At 57.0% G+C, this 17122-nt stretch carries 12 protein-coding genes and 2 pseudogenes; 8 read left to right on the top strand and 6 right to left on the bottom strand.

The window, feature by feature from the left end; genetic code table 11:
- Positions 1-2: 2 nt before the first annotated feature.
- The 3 genes from ehuD to OO25_RS11020 all read right to left on the bottom strand — a co-directional run bounded on the left by ehuD (position 3) and on the right by OO25_RS11020 (position 2289).
- A complete protein-coding gene (gene ehuD, locus OO25_RS11010) occupies positions 3-704 on the bottom strand; it encodes an ectoine/hydroxyectoine ABC transporter permease subunit EhuD (RefSeq protein ID WP_241770541.1) in 702 nt (233 codons plus the stop codon).
- 3 nt (positions 705-707) lie between these two features.
- Positions 708-1373, bottom strand: coding sequence for an ectoine/hydroxyectoine ABC transporter permease subunit EhuC (gene ehuC, locus OO25_RS11015; RefSeq protein WP_040180113.1), 666 nt, complete (start codon positions 1371-1373; stop codon positions 708-710).
- A gap of 79 nt (positions 1374-1452) precedes the next feature.
- Entirely contained in the window at positions 1453-2289 is an 837-nt protein-coding gene (locus OO25_RS11020; RefSeq protein ID WP_040170331.1) for a transporter substrate-binding domain-containing protein, read from the bottom strand.
- 257 nt (positions 2290-2546) lie between these two features.
- Here OO25_RS11020 and OO25_RS11025 point away from each other — a divergent pair, with 257 nt between their 5' ends.
- The gene (locus OO25_RS11025; RefSeq protein WP_040180315.1) at positions 2547-2996 is read left to right on the top strand and encodes an Lrp/AsnC family transcriptional regulator; all 450 of its coding nucleotides are present in this window, start codon (positions 2547-2549) and stop codon (positions 2994-2996) included.
- A 15-nt stretch (positions 2997-3011) separates the two neighbouring features.
- Here the strand turns inward: OO25_RS11025 and OO25_RS11030 are convergent, their stop codons facing one another.
- Entirely contained in the window at positions 3012-4190 is a 1179-nt protein-coding gene (locus tag OO25_RS11030) for a Xaa-Pro peptidase family protein (RefSeq protein ID WP_040180114.1), read from the bottom strand.
- A gap of 12 nt (positions 4191-4202) precedes the next feature.
- On the bottom strand, positions 4203-4961 hold the full coding sequence (locus OO25_RS11035; protein ID WP_052465661.1) for a GntR family transcriptional regulator: 759 nt from the start codon (positions 4959-4961) through the stop codon (positions 4203-4205).
- 319 nt (positions 4962-5280) lie between these two features.
- On the opposite strand from OO25_RS11035, the gene OO25_RS11040 reads away from it, so the two are divergent.
- The 5 genes and pseudogenes from OO25_RS11040 to OO25_RS23260 all read left to right on the top strand — a co-directional run bounded on the left by OO25_RS11040 (position 5281) and on the right by OO25_RS23260 (position 11143).
- Complete coding sequence (locus tag OO25_RS11040; RefSeq protein ID WP_040180115.1) at positions 5281-6057, top strand: aspartate/glutamate racemase family protein; 777 nt, start codon at positions 5281-5283, stop codon at positions 6055-6057.
- A 12-nt stretch (positions 6058-6069) separates the two neighbouring features.
- Positions 6070-8499, top strand: coding sequence for an FAD-dependent oxidoreductase (locus tag OO25_RS11045; protein WP_040180116.1), 2430 nt, complete (start codon positions 6070-6072; stop codon positions 8497-8499).
- A gap of 850 nt (positions 8500-9349) precedes the next feature.
- Positions 9350-9535: pseudogene (locus OO25_RS11050) on the top strand (integrase); the annotation flags it as partial.
- 382 nt (positions 9536-9917) lie between these two features.
- A pseudogene (locus tag OO25_RS11055) lies at positions 9918-10816 on the top strand (thiamine pyrophosphate-dependent dehydrogenase E1 component subunit alpha).
- A 15-nt stretch (positions 10817-10831) separates the two neighbouring features.
- The gene (locus OO25_RS23260; protein WP_242407031.1) at positions 10832-11143 is read left to right on the top strand and encodes a transketolase C-terminal domain-containing protein; all 312 of its coding nucleotides are present in this window, start codon (positions 10832-10834) and stop codon (positions 11141-11143) included.
- A 392-nt stretch (positions 11144-11535) separates the two neighbouring features.
- Here OO25_RS23260 and OO25_RS11065 read toward each other — a convergent pair whose 3' ends face one another.
- Entirely contained in the window at positions 11536-12216 is a 681-nt protein-coding gene (locus tag OO25_RS11065) for a hypothetical protein (RefSeq protein WP_242407032.1), read from the bottom strand.
- A 444-nt stretch (positions 12217-12660) separates the two neighbouring features.
- Here OO25_RS11065 and OO25_RS11070 point away from each other — a divergent pair, with 444 nt between their 5' ends.
- Both OO25_RS11070 and OO25_RS11075 read left to right on the top strand, forming a co-directional pair.
- Positions 12661-15978, top strand: coding sequence for a glycosyltransferase family 2 protein (locus tag OO25_RS11070; RefSeq protein ID WP_040180119.1), 3318 nt, complete (start codon positions 12661-12663; stop codon positions 15976-15978).
- Positions 15979-15981: 3 nt separating this feature from the next.
- Positions 15982-17103 carry a glycosyltransferase family 2 protein gene (locus OO25_RS11075; protein ID WP_040180121.1) on the top strand — a complete coding sequence of 374 codons (1122 nt, stop codon included), beginning with the start codon at positions 15982-15984 and terminating at the stop codon, positions 17101-17103.
- Positions 17104-17122: the final 19 nt, after the last annotated feature.

A 17122-nucleotide genomic window follows, 5' to 3' on the forward strand; every position in this document is an offset into this window, starting at 1 on the left:
TCTTACATTCCTAGTTTGCGGCGCACGAATCCTTCAAATGCGCGAATAAGGCCAGCGGCGGGCAAAGAGAGCGCCAGAAAGATCACACCAACCATGGTGTAGGCCTCCAAGTAGCGCCAAGTCTCGGAGCCGATTGAATTGGCGGTATGGATCAACTCGGCCACCCCGATTACCGACAGCATTGGCGTGTCCTTGAAGATCCCGACAAGGTAGTTGCCCAGCCCTGGAATCGCGGGCGGGATGGCCTGCGGGATGATCAGCCGCTTGTAGGTCTGGGCGGTGGTCATGTTCAGAGCTGTCGCCGCTTCCCACTGCCCCTTGGGCACACTGTCGAGCCCGCCGCGGTAGACCTCGGACAGGTAGCAGGAGTAGTGCAGACCGATGGCGATCATGCCAGACACCCAAGGACTGAGCGTAATCCCGAACTGGGGACCGACATAAAAGATAAAGAAGATCTGAAGGAGCAGCGGCGTCGAACGAACAAATTCCACGAATTCGCGCACCACAAACGTCAAGAGCCTGCTTGGGCTGCGCTGTGCGAGTGCAAGGACAAGCCCAAGAACCAGCGCAATGGCATAGCCCGAGGCCGCTGCCATCAGCGTGTTGCCTGTCGCCTCGATCAGGCGCGGCAAGATCTCCCAGGTGTAGTCCCAACGCCAGTCGAACTTGGGGAACCATTCGTCTCTGAAAAGCCAGTCCAACACGGGTTATGCCCTCCCCAGTTTGTGGGCCATGAACCCTTCAAGCCAACGCAAGAAAGGGGTCAGCAGGAAGCGGGCCAGAACGTAGTAGATGACCAGCGCCGCACCGAATATCTGTGCCGACTGATAGGTGCTCGCGTTGATCTGCTTGGCCTGAAACATCAGGTCGGTCACGGCAATCAGTGACACAAGCGCAGTGCCTTTCAATATCTCGATCAACAGGTTGCCCCAGGCGGGCAACATGTTGACCAGCGCTTGTGGCAGAATGATGCGCCACATGCGTCGTGCCCCGCTCATATTGATCGCCGTTGCCGCTTCCCATTGGCCTTTCGGAACCGCCATGATGCCACCGCGAACCAGCTCGGCCCCGTAGGCACCAGCGTTTAAGCCAATAGCAATCCAACCCGCCGTGAACTTCTCAAGCGTGAGGCCAAACAGCGGCAGAACAAAGAAAATCCAATAAAGCTGAACAAGCAGCGAAGTGCCTCGGAAAATCTCAATATAGACAACGGACGAGCCTTTGATCAGCTTGTTCGAGGACATCTTCATCAATCCGAACACAAGCGCCAGTGCGACCGTCAAAACAGCCCCAAGTAGGAACTGTGCAATCGTGATGCCTGTGCCTGACATCAAGAGGGGCCAGTACTGGCCATAGAATTCAATAAGACCCACGAGTTCGCTCCGAACAGGAATGTTCAAGAAATGTGGCAGACCAGGTTGATCTGCCACTCAAGTTCACGCTGAGGCGCGCTCACCGGTTGGCACAGGCCCATTCTGCTGTGACGTCACCCGGAAGGTGCACTTCAGAATAATCATGCTCGCCAACAACGGCCATCATCTCGTCGCTTCCCATGTAGTCTTTGAGGGCAGCGTTGAAGGTTTCGACAAACTCTTTGTCTTCGTGACGAAAGCCGATCGCAGCGTAGTTCTTGCTCCACTCTTCCATCTGCGAAGAATCGGCGAGCTCGATTTCAGCGTGGTCAGCGGCGAGATGCTGTGCTTCGAAGTCTGTCAGGATCGCAGCAGCTGCGCGGCCTGCCTTAAGGGCGGCAACCATTTCTGTCGGGCCGGGCACCTGCATGATATTGGCATCTGCAATGCCGAGGTTCTTGGCAGCTTCCACCGTGTTGTAGCCGGCGCCGGTCACCATGATGTGGCTGCCTTCCAGCACGTCCGTATAGTTATTGATGTTTTCCGGGTTGCCTGCAGCAACCAGGATCCCATCGCCTGACTTTGCAACAGGCTCCGAGAAGGTGACGTTTTCACAACGCGAGCCCAAGACATACATGCCACCGGTGATCAGGTCGAAGCGTTCGGCCTTCAAGCCCGGGATCAATCCGCCCCAGTCTGTCACGACAGCCTCGATGTTGGTCAGGCCCATCGATGCGAGCGTCTGGATCGCAATGTCGTTTGTGAAGCCGTCTGCGTCGCCGTTCTCATTGGGATAGCCCCAAAGCGGAATGTTGGCGAAACCGACGCGGATTGTTTCACCGGCGTCGATACGGTCCTGCAAAGGACCTGCGAACACGGTTGTTGCCGATGTGGCGATTGCGATACCCGCAGTGAGTAGCATTTTGGTGAATTTCATGAGTTAGCATCCTCCTTGTTAGATGACGTTGGGGGAATGCGCGGTTGGTATTCGAGGTCTCTCGGAGGGTTAACTGACTGCAGGAGGCAACGAACGCCCCTCGGACGTACAAATCGGCGCATGATTTGGTTCTTCAGTGCTCTCCCCCAAGTCGACAGCCTTGAGACTATAGCCAAAATGAGATCATTTTCGTCTAATCTCCCCAAATCGGAATTAAATTGATTGTATTCTTCGAACTTGGTGATTTAGATCAGATCATGGATGACAAAGATTTAGAGATTCTCAGACTGGTTCAAAACGACGCGCGTCTGACGGCAGAAGCGATTGGGTGTGAAATTGGACTGTCACCGCCGGCTGTTCAGAAGCGCCTCAAAAAGCTGCGAGAAACCGGCATAATCGAGCGCGAAATAGCAGTGCTATCCCCGGTCGCATTGGGCCGGGGTATGACCGTGATTGTTCAGGTCATGCTAGAGCGAGAAAGCCGCCGGCACTTGGATGAATTCAAGCGCCGCATGCGCAGCGCACCAGCCGTCCAGCAGTGCTATTATGCGACTGGCGAGGCCGATTTCATCCTGGTCGTGATCGTGCAGGATATCGCCGAGTACGAGCAATTCACCCAAGAATATTTTTTCGATTCATCCAACGTCAGCAAATTCACGTCTTCAATCGTGATGGATCGCGTCAAGGTGTCGTTGGATATCATCTAGTCCAGCAGCGCGCGCCTAGCGTACCAGTATCAGCTCCGGCGCTGCGCGCGTTGTAAGCAGCTTAGCCTCGCCATTGGACACGACGATGTTCTCTTCATGCACCATCATCAGTCCTTCGCCATAGCTCAGCGATGGTTCGAGTGTCAGAACCATGTTCTCTTTGAGTTCGGTCTCATCAAATGCCGCGTGCGAGGGCTGTTCGGTCAACTGCATTCCTAAGCCATGGCCAAGCCGCCCGATATCGCCACCAGAGCTGTCCATCTCGGCGATGACTTTCGACATCGCAAGAAACAGATCACGGCAGGTGTTGCCTGGCCTTGCCGCATCGATCCCAGCCTGAGTTGCCCGCCACAACACGTCATACGCGCGTTTGGCATCATCATGAACATCGCCAATGGCCCAGTTGCGATCAAAGTCGCAAAAATAGCCGTCCCAGGTGCACCCCGTATCCAACATCAAAACATCACCCTTCTGAAGCGGCCGCCGCGAGGGTGGTGAAATCACATCGGCATAGCCACCCTGATCGGCTGCGCCCACCACATAGGGTGCATCATCCGCGCCAGACCCTATCGCCGCCAACCTGAATTGCCGGAAAACTTCTTCAAGCGGCATCCCCTCGCCAACCAGATCCGGTACTTTGCTAAAAGCGGCGGATCCGATTGCGCAGATATGGGACAGCTTTTTGATCTCGGCAGGGGATTTGACCATCCGCAGGCCCTGAACCAGCTTGGTCACATCCGCAAACTTGATCCCGCCCAATCGCGCAACAAGACGTTCCCAATCGCCCAGCGGCATCTGCAACTTGGTCTCATGACCCTTCATCACGCCGACCCTTGCACCCACTTTTGCTAAGGGCGCCAGAAGCTCTGTCAGAAGGCTGATGCCATCGTCCTCGGGTGCCGGTGCGCTCCATGTGCGGATGTCGTCGATCCAGCTGCGACGCATCAGTTCGGCGCCGATCTCAGGGATGACCGCGACCGGCTTGCCGCTCGCCGGCACGAAGACGAACCATGGCCGAGTCGGGCTTTGCCAGAACAGGGTGTGAAAGCCGGTGAAATACCGGACGTCCTGCTCGCTCATCAGCAACAATCCGGCCAAGCCATCGCGCGCCATCAGCCGCTGTGCTCTTGCCGTGCGTGCCTCGAATTCCGTATTCTGAAATCCCCGCTCGGGGGCTGCGTCGGCGAGTGACATTGCTTTGTTCCTTTATCGGCGGGTCACGATGGCATGGGCCGAGAACTCGGCCATTTCTCCTCGCCAGACCTGCCGCCCAAAACAGAACGGCACGCCATTTGCATCGCGGATGACCTGTTCCAGTTCGATCACGGTATGGCTGGCGGAAATTCCCAGAAGCTGTGCCTCTTGCTCCTGAACGCCGCGCATTCGGATCACGATGTCGCCGGTGGCGGCAGAGGTCTGGTACTGTGTTTCGAGTATCTGCGTCGTCGACTGCCGCAGATCATGGCGCAGGAAATCGGGGAATCGATCCGCGACGAGGGACTCGGTCTCGATAAAAATTGGATGATCACCGGTATGAAACAGCCGCGTATAGGCTGTAACGCGACACCCTTCGGGCTGCCCAAGACGTGCGGCCAGTTTGCCGTCCATCGCGGTCTCGACCGTGTCGATCACCTCGATTTGAAGGTCGATGTTACTGGCCTGCGCGTTGCTGACGAAGCTGACCATGTTGCTTACATTGTAGCTCAGTCGCTGGGGTGAAACAAACCGCCCGCGACGGTCCGAGCTGTAGACCACCCCTTCGGTTTCCAGCGCCTCAAGCGCCCTGCGCCCGGTCATGCGGCTCACACTGTATTGTTCGGACAGGCTGCGCTCTGATGGAAGAATATCGTGCTCTTTCAATTCCTTCCGCGCAATCTGACCGCGAATATCGTCTGCGATTTGCAGAAACCGCGGCCGGGCAATCGCTGCATCTGTTTCGATATCGCTGTCATGCCCGCTTAACATTTCCCGCGCTCCAGAATTACAAAATTGCGCACAGAGTAATTGGTATATACCAGGCAGCGCAAGCGATTGTTTGATATTGACAGGTCCCGTTGTGCCGATGTAGTTACAAAAATTATAACTGGTATATACCAGATTGCGGGAGAAAGCAAATGAACCTTTTGACCCGAGACCGAAAAAACAACTTCTGGCGCGATGGCCGCGGAAAGCCGGGCAGATGTGAGACGTCCGGCGAGACCCTCACTGGTCACCCCTGTTTCGATCGTCAGCCCCGCCTCACCGCTGATATGGGCTAGGCCCCATCCCGCAGGAGAGATCAGTCATGATACAGAACGACCACGTCGAAACGCTTGATTTCACGACAGACGGTGGCTTGGGAACGCGTGCGCGCTTTGGCCTTGTCGTGTTGCAGACAGATCAAACGATTGAGCATGAATTTGCCCGCATTTTTTCAAAACAGGACGATGTGGCCCCCTATGCCGCGCGCATACCCAATACGATGGACGTATCGCCCGAGACGCTCCGCCAGATGGCAGCGGACCTTCCGCATACGGCCGCGCTTTTGCCAGAACGCTTTGGCTTCGACGTGATCGGTTATGCCTGCACCTCTGGCGCCACAATGATCGGCGAGGACCGCGTCGACACCCTGATCCGCGGCGTTCATCCCGCTGCCAAAACGACCAACCCGATCACCGCCTGCAAGGCCGCAATGGCCGCGCTTGGGCTGAACCGGATCGCGCTGGTTACGCCTTATCCGGTCGATGTGACCCTGGCGATGCAGGCCAACCTTAGGGAGGCCGGATACGACACAACCGCCGTGGCCACATTCGATCAGTCCGATGATTTCACCGTCGCGAGGATCAGTGCAGACAGCATCCTCAAGGCCGTGCGTCATATCGGTAACCGCAGAGATTGCGACGGGGTATTCGTTTCTTGCACAAGCCTGCGCGCCCTTGAGGTCATTCCATTGGCCGAGGCCGCAATCCGCAAACCGGTCATCGCCTCCAATCAAGCACTCGCGTGGCACATGATGCGTCTTGCGGGGCTAAATGACGCTCCGGAGAACTGTGGGCGGCTCTTTCAGGCATCACTCAGATAGACAGGATCTACCATGGCAAACCCCCTCCCCACCCACGCCCAAGTTGTTATCATTGGCGGCGGCATTCATGGCTGTTCCGTGGCCTATCACCTGGCTAAGGCGGGTTGGAAAGACGTCATTCTTCTGGAACGCAAGACGCTGACCAGCGGCACGACATGGCACGCCGCAGGCCTTGTTGGACAACTCCAGGGAAGCCACGCGACAACGGCTTTCGCCAGCTACGGGGTCGAACTGCTTCAGGAAATCGAAGCCGAGACCGGCCAGAACCCGGGTTTCCGGCAATCGGGCTCGATCTCCATCGCCGTGAACGAGGAACGGCTGGCCGAACTCAAGCGCAAGGCGGATTTTGCTTCCCTCTTCGGAATCGAAGCGCACTACATGAACACCGCCGAAATCGCTGAACGCTGGCCACTGATGAATGCCGAGGGCGTGTTGGGCGGCATCCACATGCCTTCCGACGGGTCTGCCAACCCCATAGACCTGACCCAAGCGTTGGCCAAGGGCGCGCGAATGCATGGCGCCACGATCCGGGAACGGATCAAGGTAGATGAGGTGCTGACTGAAGGTGGAAACGTCACCGGCGTGCGCACCGATGAGGGCACGATCACCGCCGATTTCGTGGTGAACTGCAGCGGCATGTGGGCGCGGGAGTTGGGCCGCCAAGACGGGGTCGGCGTGCCACTTCACGCTTGCGAACACTATTACCTCGTGACCGAACCCATCCCCGACCTGCCCTCCGATCTGCCCGTTCTGCGGTCCTACTGCGATGGCACCTACTGGAAGGAAGATGCGGGTAAGCTGCTCTTTGGTTTTGCGCATTTCCACGCAAAGGCCTGGGCGAAGGATGGCATTCCCGACAGCTTTGAATTCGACAGCCTGCCGTTTGTTGACGATGATGTGATGGAGGTGCTCGAACTGGCCCTGAACCGTGTGCCGATCCTTCAGGAAACCGGAATCCGCACCTTTTTCAATGGCCCGGAGAGCTATTCCCACGACGGGCGCTTTACGCTGGGCGAAGCCCCTGATCTCAAGGGGTATTACGTGCTGGCCGGTGTCAATTCCACCGGCATCCAGTCTGGCCCCGGCGCGGGCAAGGCGCTCGCTGATTGGATCATGGCTGGCCACCCGACCATGGACCTTGCAGAGATGGACCCCGCCCGCATCGAAGAATGGCAGGCGCGCGATCCCTATTTGCGTGAACGCTGCGCGGAAACGCTGGTGCTGACCTATGCAATGCACTGGCCGGGCCGTCAGCGTGAAACCGCCCGCGGTCTCCGCCGCACGCCGTTCTATCACGCGATGAAGGCGAAGGGCGCCGTCTATTCCGAGGCGCAAGGCTGGGAACGCCCCGGCTGGTTCGCGCCAGAGGGGGTTACGCCGGAATATGATTATTCCTTCCATCGCCCCAGCTGGTTCGATCATGCGCAGGCCGAACAGAAAGCCGCCCGGACAGGCGTGGCGATGATCGACTATTCCATGCTGGGAAAATTGATGGTCGAGGGCCCCCATGCCATGCGATTCTTGCAACGCATATGCACCAATGACATCAACATGCCGGTAGGCCGCGTCGCCTATACGCTGATGCTAAACGAACGCGGCGGCATTGAAAGCGATGTAACCGTGGCGCGCCATGGGGTGGATAGTTTCATGTTGATGTCGTCGATCTCGCATACTCGCCGCGACCGCGATCACCTGAAACGCCACATTGCCGACGGTGAAGATGTGCGCCTGCGTGACGCGACGACCGCCCATGCGGTGCTGTCCGTTGCGGGACCCAAATCACGCGATCTGCTGGCGGCGGTCTGCGATGCAGATCTGTCAAACGAGGCTTTCCCGTTCAACAGCCTTCAGCATTTTCACATCGGACATGCCCCCGTATTTGCGCAACGCCTGTCCTACACCGGTGAATTGGGTTGGGAGATTTTTATCACTCCCGATTTTGCCGAGCATGTTTTTGAGGTCCTGTGGGCGGCAGGAGAACCCATGGGCCTTAGATTGGTTGGCGGTGAGGCGCTGAACGCGCTGAGGATCGAAAAGGGCTTCCTGCACTGGGGTCACGACATGTCCTACACCGAAGCGCCCCATCAGGTCGGGCTGGGTTTTGTTTGCAAGCCCGACAAGGCCCCCCCCTTCATCGGGCGCGATGCCTTTGTCGCGCGCAAGGCTGCGGGCGAAGGCCCGTTCCTATGTCACATTAAGCTGAAAGAGGCGGGTCCCCTGTTGCATCACAACGAACCTGTCTTGAAGGATGGTCAGGTGGTCGGCTACGTCGCAAGCGGCGGATATGCCTACCAGCAAGGAGCCGCGATTGGGACGTGCTTCATCAACGCTGACAACAGCGCGTCAATCTCGAACGGGACTTATGCAGTCGTCGTGGAAGGGCAAGTCGTATCGGCTACCCTCAGTCGCCAGCCCCTTTCGCGCCCTCAGACTGGAAGTTGAAATCTGCCTACATGCTCCAATCACATCCCCTCCCAATTCGGGCCAGAGCGGATGTGAAACCACCATATGTCTGAGTTGTATGGCCGGGCTTTCTAACCGGCAATACAGACAAGAGTTGCACTTATAGTATGCTGACATTTTATTTGGGCAACATTTGCACCAGCTCAACCCATGTCTTTTTGGGTCGGGTGCTTACCCCGCAGCCACGACGAGTGGCCCACATCTTTTTGGGAAGCTGCAGTCGTTTCTGGCCAATGTTCCGCCGTTAACTCCAGGCTTGGTGTTTTGGGGGGATTACGGGAAGTTGGATTATTCGCATGATAGGCCCTCGATCCTCCCTCCATAACCAGCCACCAGCACCGCGTTGACGCCCAGAGAGCCGAGAGAATAGCATCGTGCTGAATGGCCGCCGTTCGAAAGTTGCGGGACATATCGTTCCCAATTGGTGGACCACATTCAGGGGGCAACTCCAGGCCCGTCGCAGCTTGCAAGAAATTGGTTTGCGATGACTTCCAATCCAGTTCGGACAATAGAACAGCCGAAGCGAGCTCATATACTGTCAAGCGATCTGAAAACTCGACATCTGTTTCTCGCGGCGGTGTGCATGAACGACCGTTCCTTCCGCTGCAAAGCAACATCAGATCTTTTTCACATGCAGTACTATTGATGCTGCAAGCGCGTGCAGCAAGAATTTCAAATTCACAGCCTGGGCTCTCACCGGCCAAATGCAGATGCGACAACGTTGCCGCTGAACTGACCTGTGAAGCCGACTTTCCCTAACCAGATAGAATTCCAGAGTCAGCACGGTGCCGATGATTGGGTCGGGGGAGGATAGGATAGAAGGCAAACTATGCCCAGAGACCAGCTTCCCGCGGTCACCCCGAAACGCAGAGCCTTGAACAAGGGACGTATCATCGGCCAGAAACGCCCGCTCCTGCCGAACCAGGTTTGGGCAATCCGTGCGCGGCTTGAGCTCGCAGATAACCTGCGCGATGTCGCGCTATTCAACGTCGCCATCGACAGTAAGTTGCGCGGTGCATCAACGGGAATAATGTATCGCGATGCGGACGCGGTTGTAGACGTGGGAACAAATCTCAACATTGGTATGGACTTAGTTGAATAGAGGAAGGTCTCAACCCACGAAAAAGTCGACCAATTTCACCAGCTCACGCTCTCTACTTCAATGCTGTTTGGTGCTTGTCTGTCCAATTGAGTGTCTCAACTCGAACCAAATGAGACAGCTTTTCCGGTGCGACACGTCGCCTTAGGAAAACGCTACACAACCTATAAAAACTGTATCAGCCTTTTCTTCGACAAGGAGGAGAGGAACACTACAGCCAGAAAAAGATACCTTGGCGTTGATGTATGAAAAGATGGTGACCAGCCGTCGTTTCGAAAACGCTATCAAGAAAATCTACATGGAAGGCAAGTCACCGGTTTTCAATATGGCGGACGGGCCGTTCCCCGGTGAGATGCATCTATCAGACGGACAGGAACCGGTGGCGGTTGGTGTTTGTGCCCATCTGAATCCCGAAGATATCGTGACCGCGACGCATCGCCCGCATCATCAGGCCATTGCCAAAGGTGTGGACATGAAGAAGATTGCCACCGATATTTTCGGCGAGGCGGCGGGCCTGTCCGGCGGGCGCGGTGGCCATATGCATATCTTCGACGCCGATGTGAACTTTGCCTGTTCGGGGATTATCGCTGAAGGCATGATACCTACGGCCGGGACGGCGCTGTCGCGTCAAATTCAGGGCAAACCGGGTGTTGCAGTGTCTGTCATCGGTGAAGGTGCCGCCAATTAGGGCGCCTTTCACGAGGCGACGAATCTCGCTGCCGTCTGGAAGCTGCCAATGATCGTTGTCGTCGAGGACAATGCCTGGGGCATTTCCGTGTCGAAAGAGGCCTCGACCACGATACAGCGCAACTCGGACCGGGCGGCGGCATACGGTATTCCCGGCCACTACACTCCAGGCAACGATCCAATGAAGATCTACGAGGTTGCCGGTGAAGCGATCGCGCTGGCGCGTCGCGGCGAAGGTCCGCCACTGATCGAGGTCGAGACTTATCGTCTGGCCGGACATTTTACGGCGATGCCGAAGGTTACCGCCCGGACGGTGAAAAAGACGGGCTGTTCGAGAAGGACCCGATCCCGGCAATGCGCGCCAAGCTCCTGGCTGACGGCAACTTTACCGAAGCGGAACTGGATGCATTGGAAGCAAAAGCACAGACCGCTGTGGACGAAGCAATGAGTTTTGCCCGCGAAAGCGCCGATCCGGAACCTGAAGACGCACTGACAGCCGTGTTCGCCTGATAGGCCAAGGGGCTGATGACAGCGGCGCTGCGCGACCCCAATCCGGTGATTTATGTGTATTACAAGGGGCTGCAGGGTATGGGCTGGCTTGGCACCGAAGCGGGCGCCCTCACCCATGTGCCGGAAGAAAGCTATGAGGCCGAAATCGGCAAAGCCGCGATTGCCCGCGAAGGGCGCGCCGTGACCATCGTGTCGATTGCCCAAGGTGCGCACCTCGGGCTGAAAGCGGCCGACAAGCTGGCCGAGCAGGGTTTCAGCGCTGAGGTGGTTGATCTTCGTTCTCTCGTGCCGCTAGACCGCGACACGATCCGCGCCAGCATCGCCTAGACTGGTCGGTTGATCGTGGTAGACGAGAATAATCACAGCTACGGATTCTCAGGCGAATCATCGCGATCGTGACCGAAAGCAACCTGGCCGACCTGAAGGCACCGCCCAAGCGTATCGCCTATCCGGATGTGCCGATCCCTTTGCCCGCGTTCCGGAACAGCACTGCCTGCCCAATGCCGACAAGATCGTCGCCGCCGCGCGTGAGATCTGTGGAGCGCCGGTACGGGCCTGACCTCGGACAAACCCCAAAGGCGTTCCCGTGCTGAGATCTTAAACGCGCCCCCGTCATCTACCGTTCTTGCAAGCCAACCTGTCCATGAGTTTGTATTTGCAACTGGCCGTCACACACGCTCTCGCCGCAACAGTCACCTGGGAACCTCAATGCCGGGAGCCTAAACCGAGTTGGGCGCCTGAATCGGCTCCCAGTAGTGCGGACCGCAGTCGTTGTCTTCGAGGAACCTGTAGCGCGCCGCCCGGCGGTCCTCATTCAGTTGGATATCTGGCGCGGAGCGGTCGTCAAAACGGTAAGGCAATACCGCGCGCAGCTCCTCGGTTTGCTCAAACACAGTTCGCACCACCCAAGGACGCGTATACATCGCCTCTCGTGTCGCCTCCTTCGGGCGCTGAAATCCTTTGGATGATGGAAACACGATCTCTCCTTCCACAGGAACCCCGAGGAACCTCAAAAAGTCGCGGTAATCGTCCTTTAGGCGTTCGACCCGGATGATGTGATCTGCGACGCAGACACCATTTAGCGAATAGACGTCAAAATCCTGCGGCCAGCGGTGATCGCTGACGAACCTTTTGAACCGGGGTACTACCGGACGCTCTGGGCGTCGATTGCCCTTCCAGAAGAACGAGGAAATTGCTTTCTCCCAGGGATTTCGCTCGGTGCAGACCACATCGTAATCCACGATATCCTCACCATAGATGCGCAGCGCATCACAATATCTGGAGTGGTTTTGAAGTTCGATGATGTTGCCGGAATTGATATTCACAAATCGCGGATTTTCGACCCGCGCGACGCAATCCACCCGCTGGGTTTCCTCACGCGGGCGCAATTTGGTTATCATATCCTGCGGGCCGCAATATCTGCTGATCGCGAGTTCGATTGAGCTGCCAGCAGTCTTCCCCGGCTTCACGTAAACAAAGTTATGTTTGTGGCTTACAATCATTTGAACGCACTCAGAAGGTAGGGTATCTTTCGCTTATGGCATGCGGGGTTACCTCGGGCAATGATCACAGGCAGGTCGATAACCGGCCCAAGAGGTTGATAAGGCAGGTATGAATACGCACGAACGGCACCAGCGCTGAGGGACCCGTGTCGACATACCCACGGAGCCCCCTTGTGGTAACAAGGATGAGTGTCGAACGAGGCACTTCTGGACAGGGAGCAGTTTTTCAGACTCGATTTTGCAAGTCGTCAATTTCGCCCAGCGAAAGATACGATTTTCGAGCGCCCCAACGATCGCCCTCTTGGCCTTTTTCATAAAAACAACGAAGCAGTGCGGAATATTATGTCTGACCTCCCAGTAATCGCCTCCCTCTGGATTGGGGGAAATCTGAGCTATCTTGAACAAACCTGTCTCAAATCATTTGCCGATCACGGACATCGCACCCTTCTTTACACCTATGAAACCGTAGACAATTGCCCACCCGGTGTTGAGCTGATGGACGCGAACCGAATTTTTCCGGCGTCAGACTTCATCCGCCACAAGGTGTCTGGTTCCCCGGCCGTTCACGCCGATGCCTTTCGCTACAAGATGATCTCGATGCAGAATGTCATTTGGGTGGACGCAGATGTTCTCTGCGTGAAGCCCTGGGATTTTCAAGATCAATGGGTTTTTGGCTGGGAAAAAACCGGGCGTCTGGTCTGCAATGCCGTCCTCGGTCTGCCCCGGTTCTCCCGAACGCTGCAGCGGCTCAATGCATTCTGCGAAAACGAATACCCGATCCCGCCTTGGGCAAAGGGGGAAGAACGTGCACAGCTTGAAGCCGCACATGCGGCTGGCAATCCGGTGCATGTATCCGAGCTGAAATGGGGCGTCTGGGGGCCCTCAGCATTGACGCATTTCCTCAATGAAACTGGCGAGATGGCCCATGTGAAACCACAGATGGCGTTTTTCCAGATTTCGTTCAAAGAGCGCCGCAATCTGCTATCGCCGGGCTATATTGTTGAGAAGAAGATCGATGATGGCTGCTATGGCGTGCACCTCTGGAACCGTCGGCTGAGCCGCCGCCTGATCACTCATGAGGGTGGTATTCCGCATCCTGAGAGCTATCTCGGCCGCGCCTTGGTCCGTCACGACATTGATGCTGCTGCTGCCCCGATCCCGGACCGCCCACCTGCGGGAAAACCGACACAGGCTGAGCTGGCAAAAGCCAAAACCTCCACCCCGGCGGCCAAAGCCCCTCCCCCTGCCGTTGGGCAATCAGCCGACCCGCATCTCAGCATGCCGCTGGACCAACTGGTGCAGAGCCCGCATTACCAACGCGCGATCAACAACCTTGAGCTGCGCACCGAGACCATTGGCGACCGGCTCTCACCGCTGTCAGAGCCAATCTCAAACGATAACATCCTAATCCTGACCTCAATGAAGAACGAGGCGCCCTTCATTCTGGAGTGGATTGCCTATCACAAGGCGATCGGAGCTAAGCATTTCCTCGTCTACACCAACGATTGCAGCGACAACACAAATGAGATTTTGGATCGCTTGGCTCAGCTGGGTCTGGTCACCCGCGTCGCCAATCCCTGGGATCCGACCTCCGGTAAGAAGCCTCAGCATGTGGCGCTGGCAGACGCGATGCAGCAGCCCGTGTACAAGGCGGCGGATTGGGTTCTGACCATTGATGTCGATGAATTTGTGAACATCCACGTCGGCGAAGGACGTTTTGCCGATCTGTTCAAAGCGGCTGGTGACCCCAACGTCATCTCCTTCACCTGGAAATTTTTTGGCAATGGTGGCGTTGCCAACTATGAAGACCGCCCGATCATCGAACAGTTCACCGCCTGCGCGCCAGAGTTCATTCCCAAGCCACGACTGGGTTGGGGCTTCAAAAGCATGCTGCACAAGTCCGCGCCTTACACAAAGATCGGCGTACACCGTCCATTGAAAATCGACGACGAAGAAAACGTCTCGCAGGTGCGCTGGGTCAACGGGTCCGGTCGCGTCATGCCGGAGATGCTGCTAACCAACAATGGCTGGCGCTCCACCAAGCGATCACTTGGGTATCGCATGGCGACGCTGAACCACTACGTGCTGCGCTCCGCCGACAGTTTTCTGGTGAAGCGGGACCGTGGCCGGATCAACCATACGGAGCAGGATCAGGGTATCGACTACTGGGCGCGGCGCAACTACGCCTCTGAAACCGACGCACGCATGCACAACCGCGTACCAATGATGCGTGCCGAGTTGGACACGCTGATGGCCGATGCGAAGCTGGCAAATCTACATGCGGAAGCGGTTCAATGGCACGAAGCCAAGATCGCTGATCTGAAATCAAAACCGGAATACGCCGCACTTTACGAAAACCTGACCGAAGTCGCACGCCCGGATGCGATCTATCTCACCAAGCTGGAAGACCAGGCTGAGGCCGGAACCCCGGCGGATGTCCAGATACCCGAGCCCGAAGCCCTGCTGCTCTCACCTGACCAGATTGAGGCAAAGACACGGCTGCTGAAGGACATGGTACAAGGCAAGATCCGTGTTGGGGATCTGCGCAGTCGCGAAGCAGAGCTGGGCGTGTCGATGGATGTCTCAGAACTGGCTCAGAAGATGCAGCGGGCGCCTCAGGCCGTCACCGCTGCAACCAACCCAGCGCCCGCTGCAAGCCGTGTGGTCAAAGTCGCACCCACCGCGCCTGTTTCGAGCGATCTGCATAGGCTTGATCATGTGCCGATCTGGCTTCCCAAAGCTCCAGACACCACCGCACCCGCTGCTGGTGACCCAAGGTTCACGGACATGCGGACCCATGCCGCTCAGCGCGCTGGCTTTTTCTGGGAGAGCGATGAAAACGCGCTGTTCTTCGAGCCTTTTGGCAAGCGGCTTGTGGTCACTTTCGACAATATCCATGTGGTTCAGCAAAAGGAGGGCCAGCGATGGCCCTGGGGCTACAAACTGCTATCGCAGACGCTGGGCTGTTCGGTCCTTGGTGTGATCGGCTCCAAGCGCAATTGGTTCCGCAGCCCCTTTGTTCATGATAGTTTTGACCACCTGCGCGACAGTGGTTTCTTTAATCAATTCGATGAGGTCCTGTTCTACGGCGCCTCCATGGGCGCCTATGGCGCGCTGACCTATTCGCAATGTGCACCGGGCGCCAAGGTACTCGCCATCGCGCCGCAAACCACGCTGGACCGCCGCGTTCTGCCCGATGATGACCGCTGGGGCTGGACCGCGCGTCTGGACTGGGATGATCGCTATGCGGACGCCGCAGAGGCAACCCATCTCGCTGATGATACGGTGGTTCTCTATGATCCCTACTTCGACCCGGATGTGCAGCAGGTCAATCGCCTGAAAGGTGACAATATCCGCAAGTTGAGAATGCCATTCTTCGGCCACCAGCTGCCGCAGGCGCTGGTCAATATGGGGATCCTAGAACCGATACTGAGCGAGATTTTTGAGGACCGCCTTACCGCCCAACGGTTCTACCAGTTGCTGCGCGCCCGTCGTGATCTCCCCCGTTTTCAGCATGATCTGCTGATGAAGGCTGAGGAGAAGAACCACCCAAAGCTCGCCATTCAAGTCTGTGAATACACGTTGAAAAAACGCGATGCCAAGAACATCCGCAATTCCCTTAACCGTCTCCGCGCCGAACTTGCAGAAGCGGAAGGATAAGCCATGACCGCCGCCCCAACCGCCACGGCAAAGCGCCTAATCATCACTTGTATGAAGAACGAAGGTCCCTTCATACTCGAATGGGTCGCCCACCACCGCGCTATCGGATTTGACCATATGCTGGTTTTCACGAACGACTGCGACGACGGCACGGTTGAACTGCTGGATGGGCTGGCAGAGCGCGGCTATGTCACCCGCATGGACAACCCCTATCAGGAGATGGGGAGCGGCTATAACCCGCAGAAAGGTGCGCTCAAATACGCCGAGAGCCTTGATCTGGTCCGCAACGCAGAGTGGGTTCTCGTCTCCGACGTTGATGAATTCGTCAATATTCACGTCGGGGATGGGGATCTCGACAGTCTCTTTGCCGCTACCAATGATCCTGACATGATCTCAATGCAGTGGCGCCTGTTCGGCAATAGCTTTCGAGACAGCTACAGTGACGTACTTCTAACGCAAGAGCACAGCCACTGCGCGCCGAAATACTGCCCTGCTCCGATCCAGGCCTGGGGCATCAAGACGATGTTCAAGACCGCTGGCGACTATGTTGCTGGCGCCTATGACCGCATCGGTGTCCACCGCCCGCTGAAGCGGCGCATTGCAGATATGCCAAACTGGGTTGCGGGGACCGGCCGATCGGTGCCCGAGGATATGGCAGATCAGGGCTGGCGCTTTGGTATTCGCGACCATGGCTATGACATGGTCACCCTCAACCACTACGCTGTGCGCAGCACCGAAAGCTTCCTCGTCAAACGCGACCGTGGCCGCGTCAACCATGTGGAACGTGATCAGGGGTTGGCCTATTGGATGCGCATGAACTTCAACATGGAGCAGGATACCTCCATTCAGCGCCGCCTCTCCGCCACGAAAAAAGAGCTAACACGGCTCAAGCGTCTCAAAGGCATCAAATCACTGCATGAGGCCGCCGTCACCGCCCACCGCAGCAAGATCACAGAGCTGATGGCCCGTGAGGATATGAAGATATTCTACGAAGAGATCACCTCGCCCAAGCTGACGCTTCTGTCACGGCATCTGAACTTTGTTTCCCGTGCGCAGTTCAACGACGGCCCCGACGCGATTTCTGCCGACCTGATAGACCGGCTGGAACAGGTGCCAGTGCTCTAGCAACAGGACCAGAGACTGG

Origin of the sequence: Phaeobacter sp. S60, from assembly GCF_000826845.1 — a bacterium.
Taxonomy (GTDB): domain Bacteria; phylum Pseudomonadota; class Alphaproteobacteria; order Rhodobacterales; family Rhodobacteraceae; genus Phaeobacter; species Phaeobacter piscinae.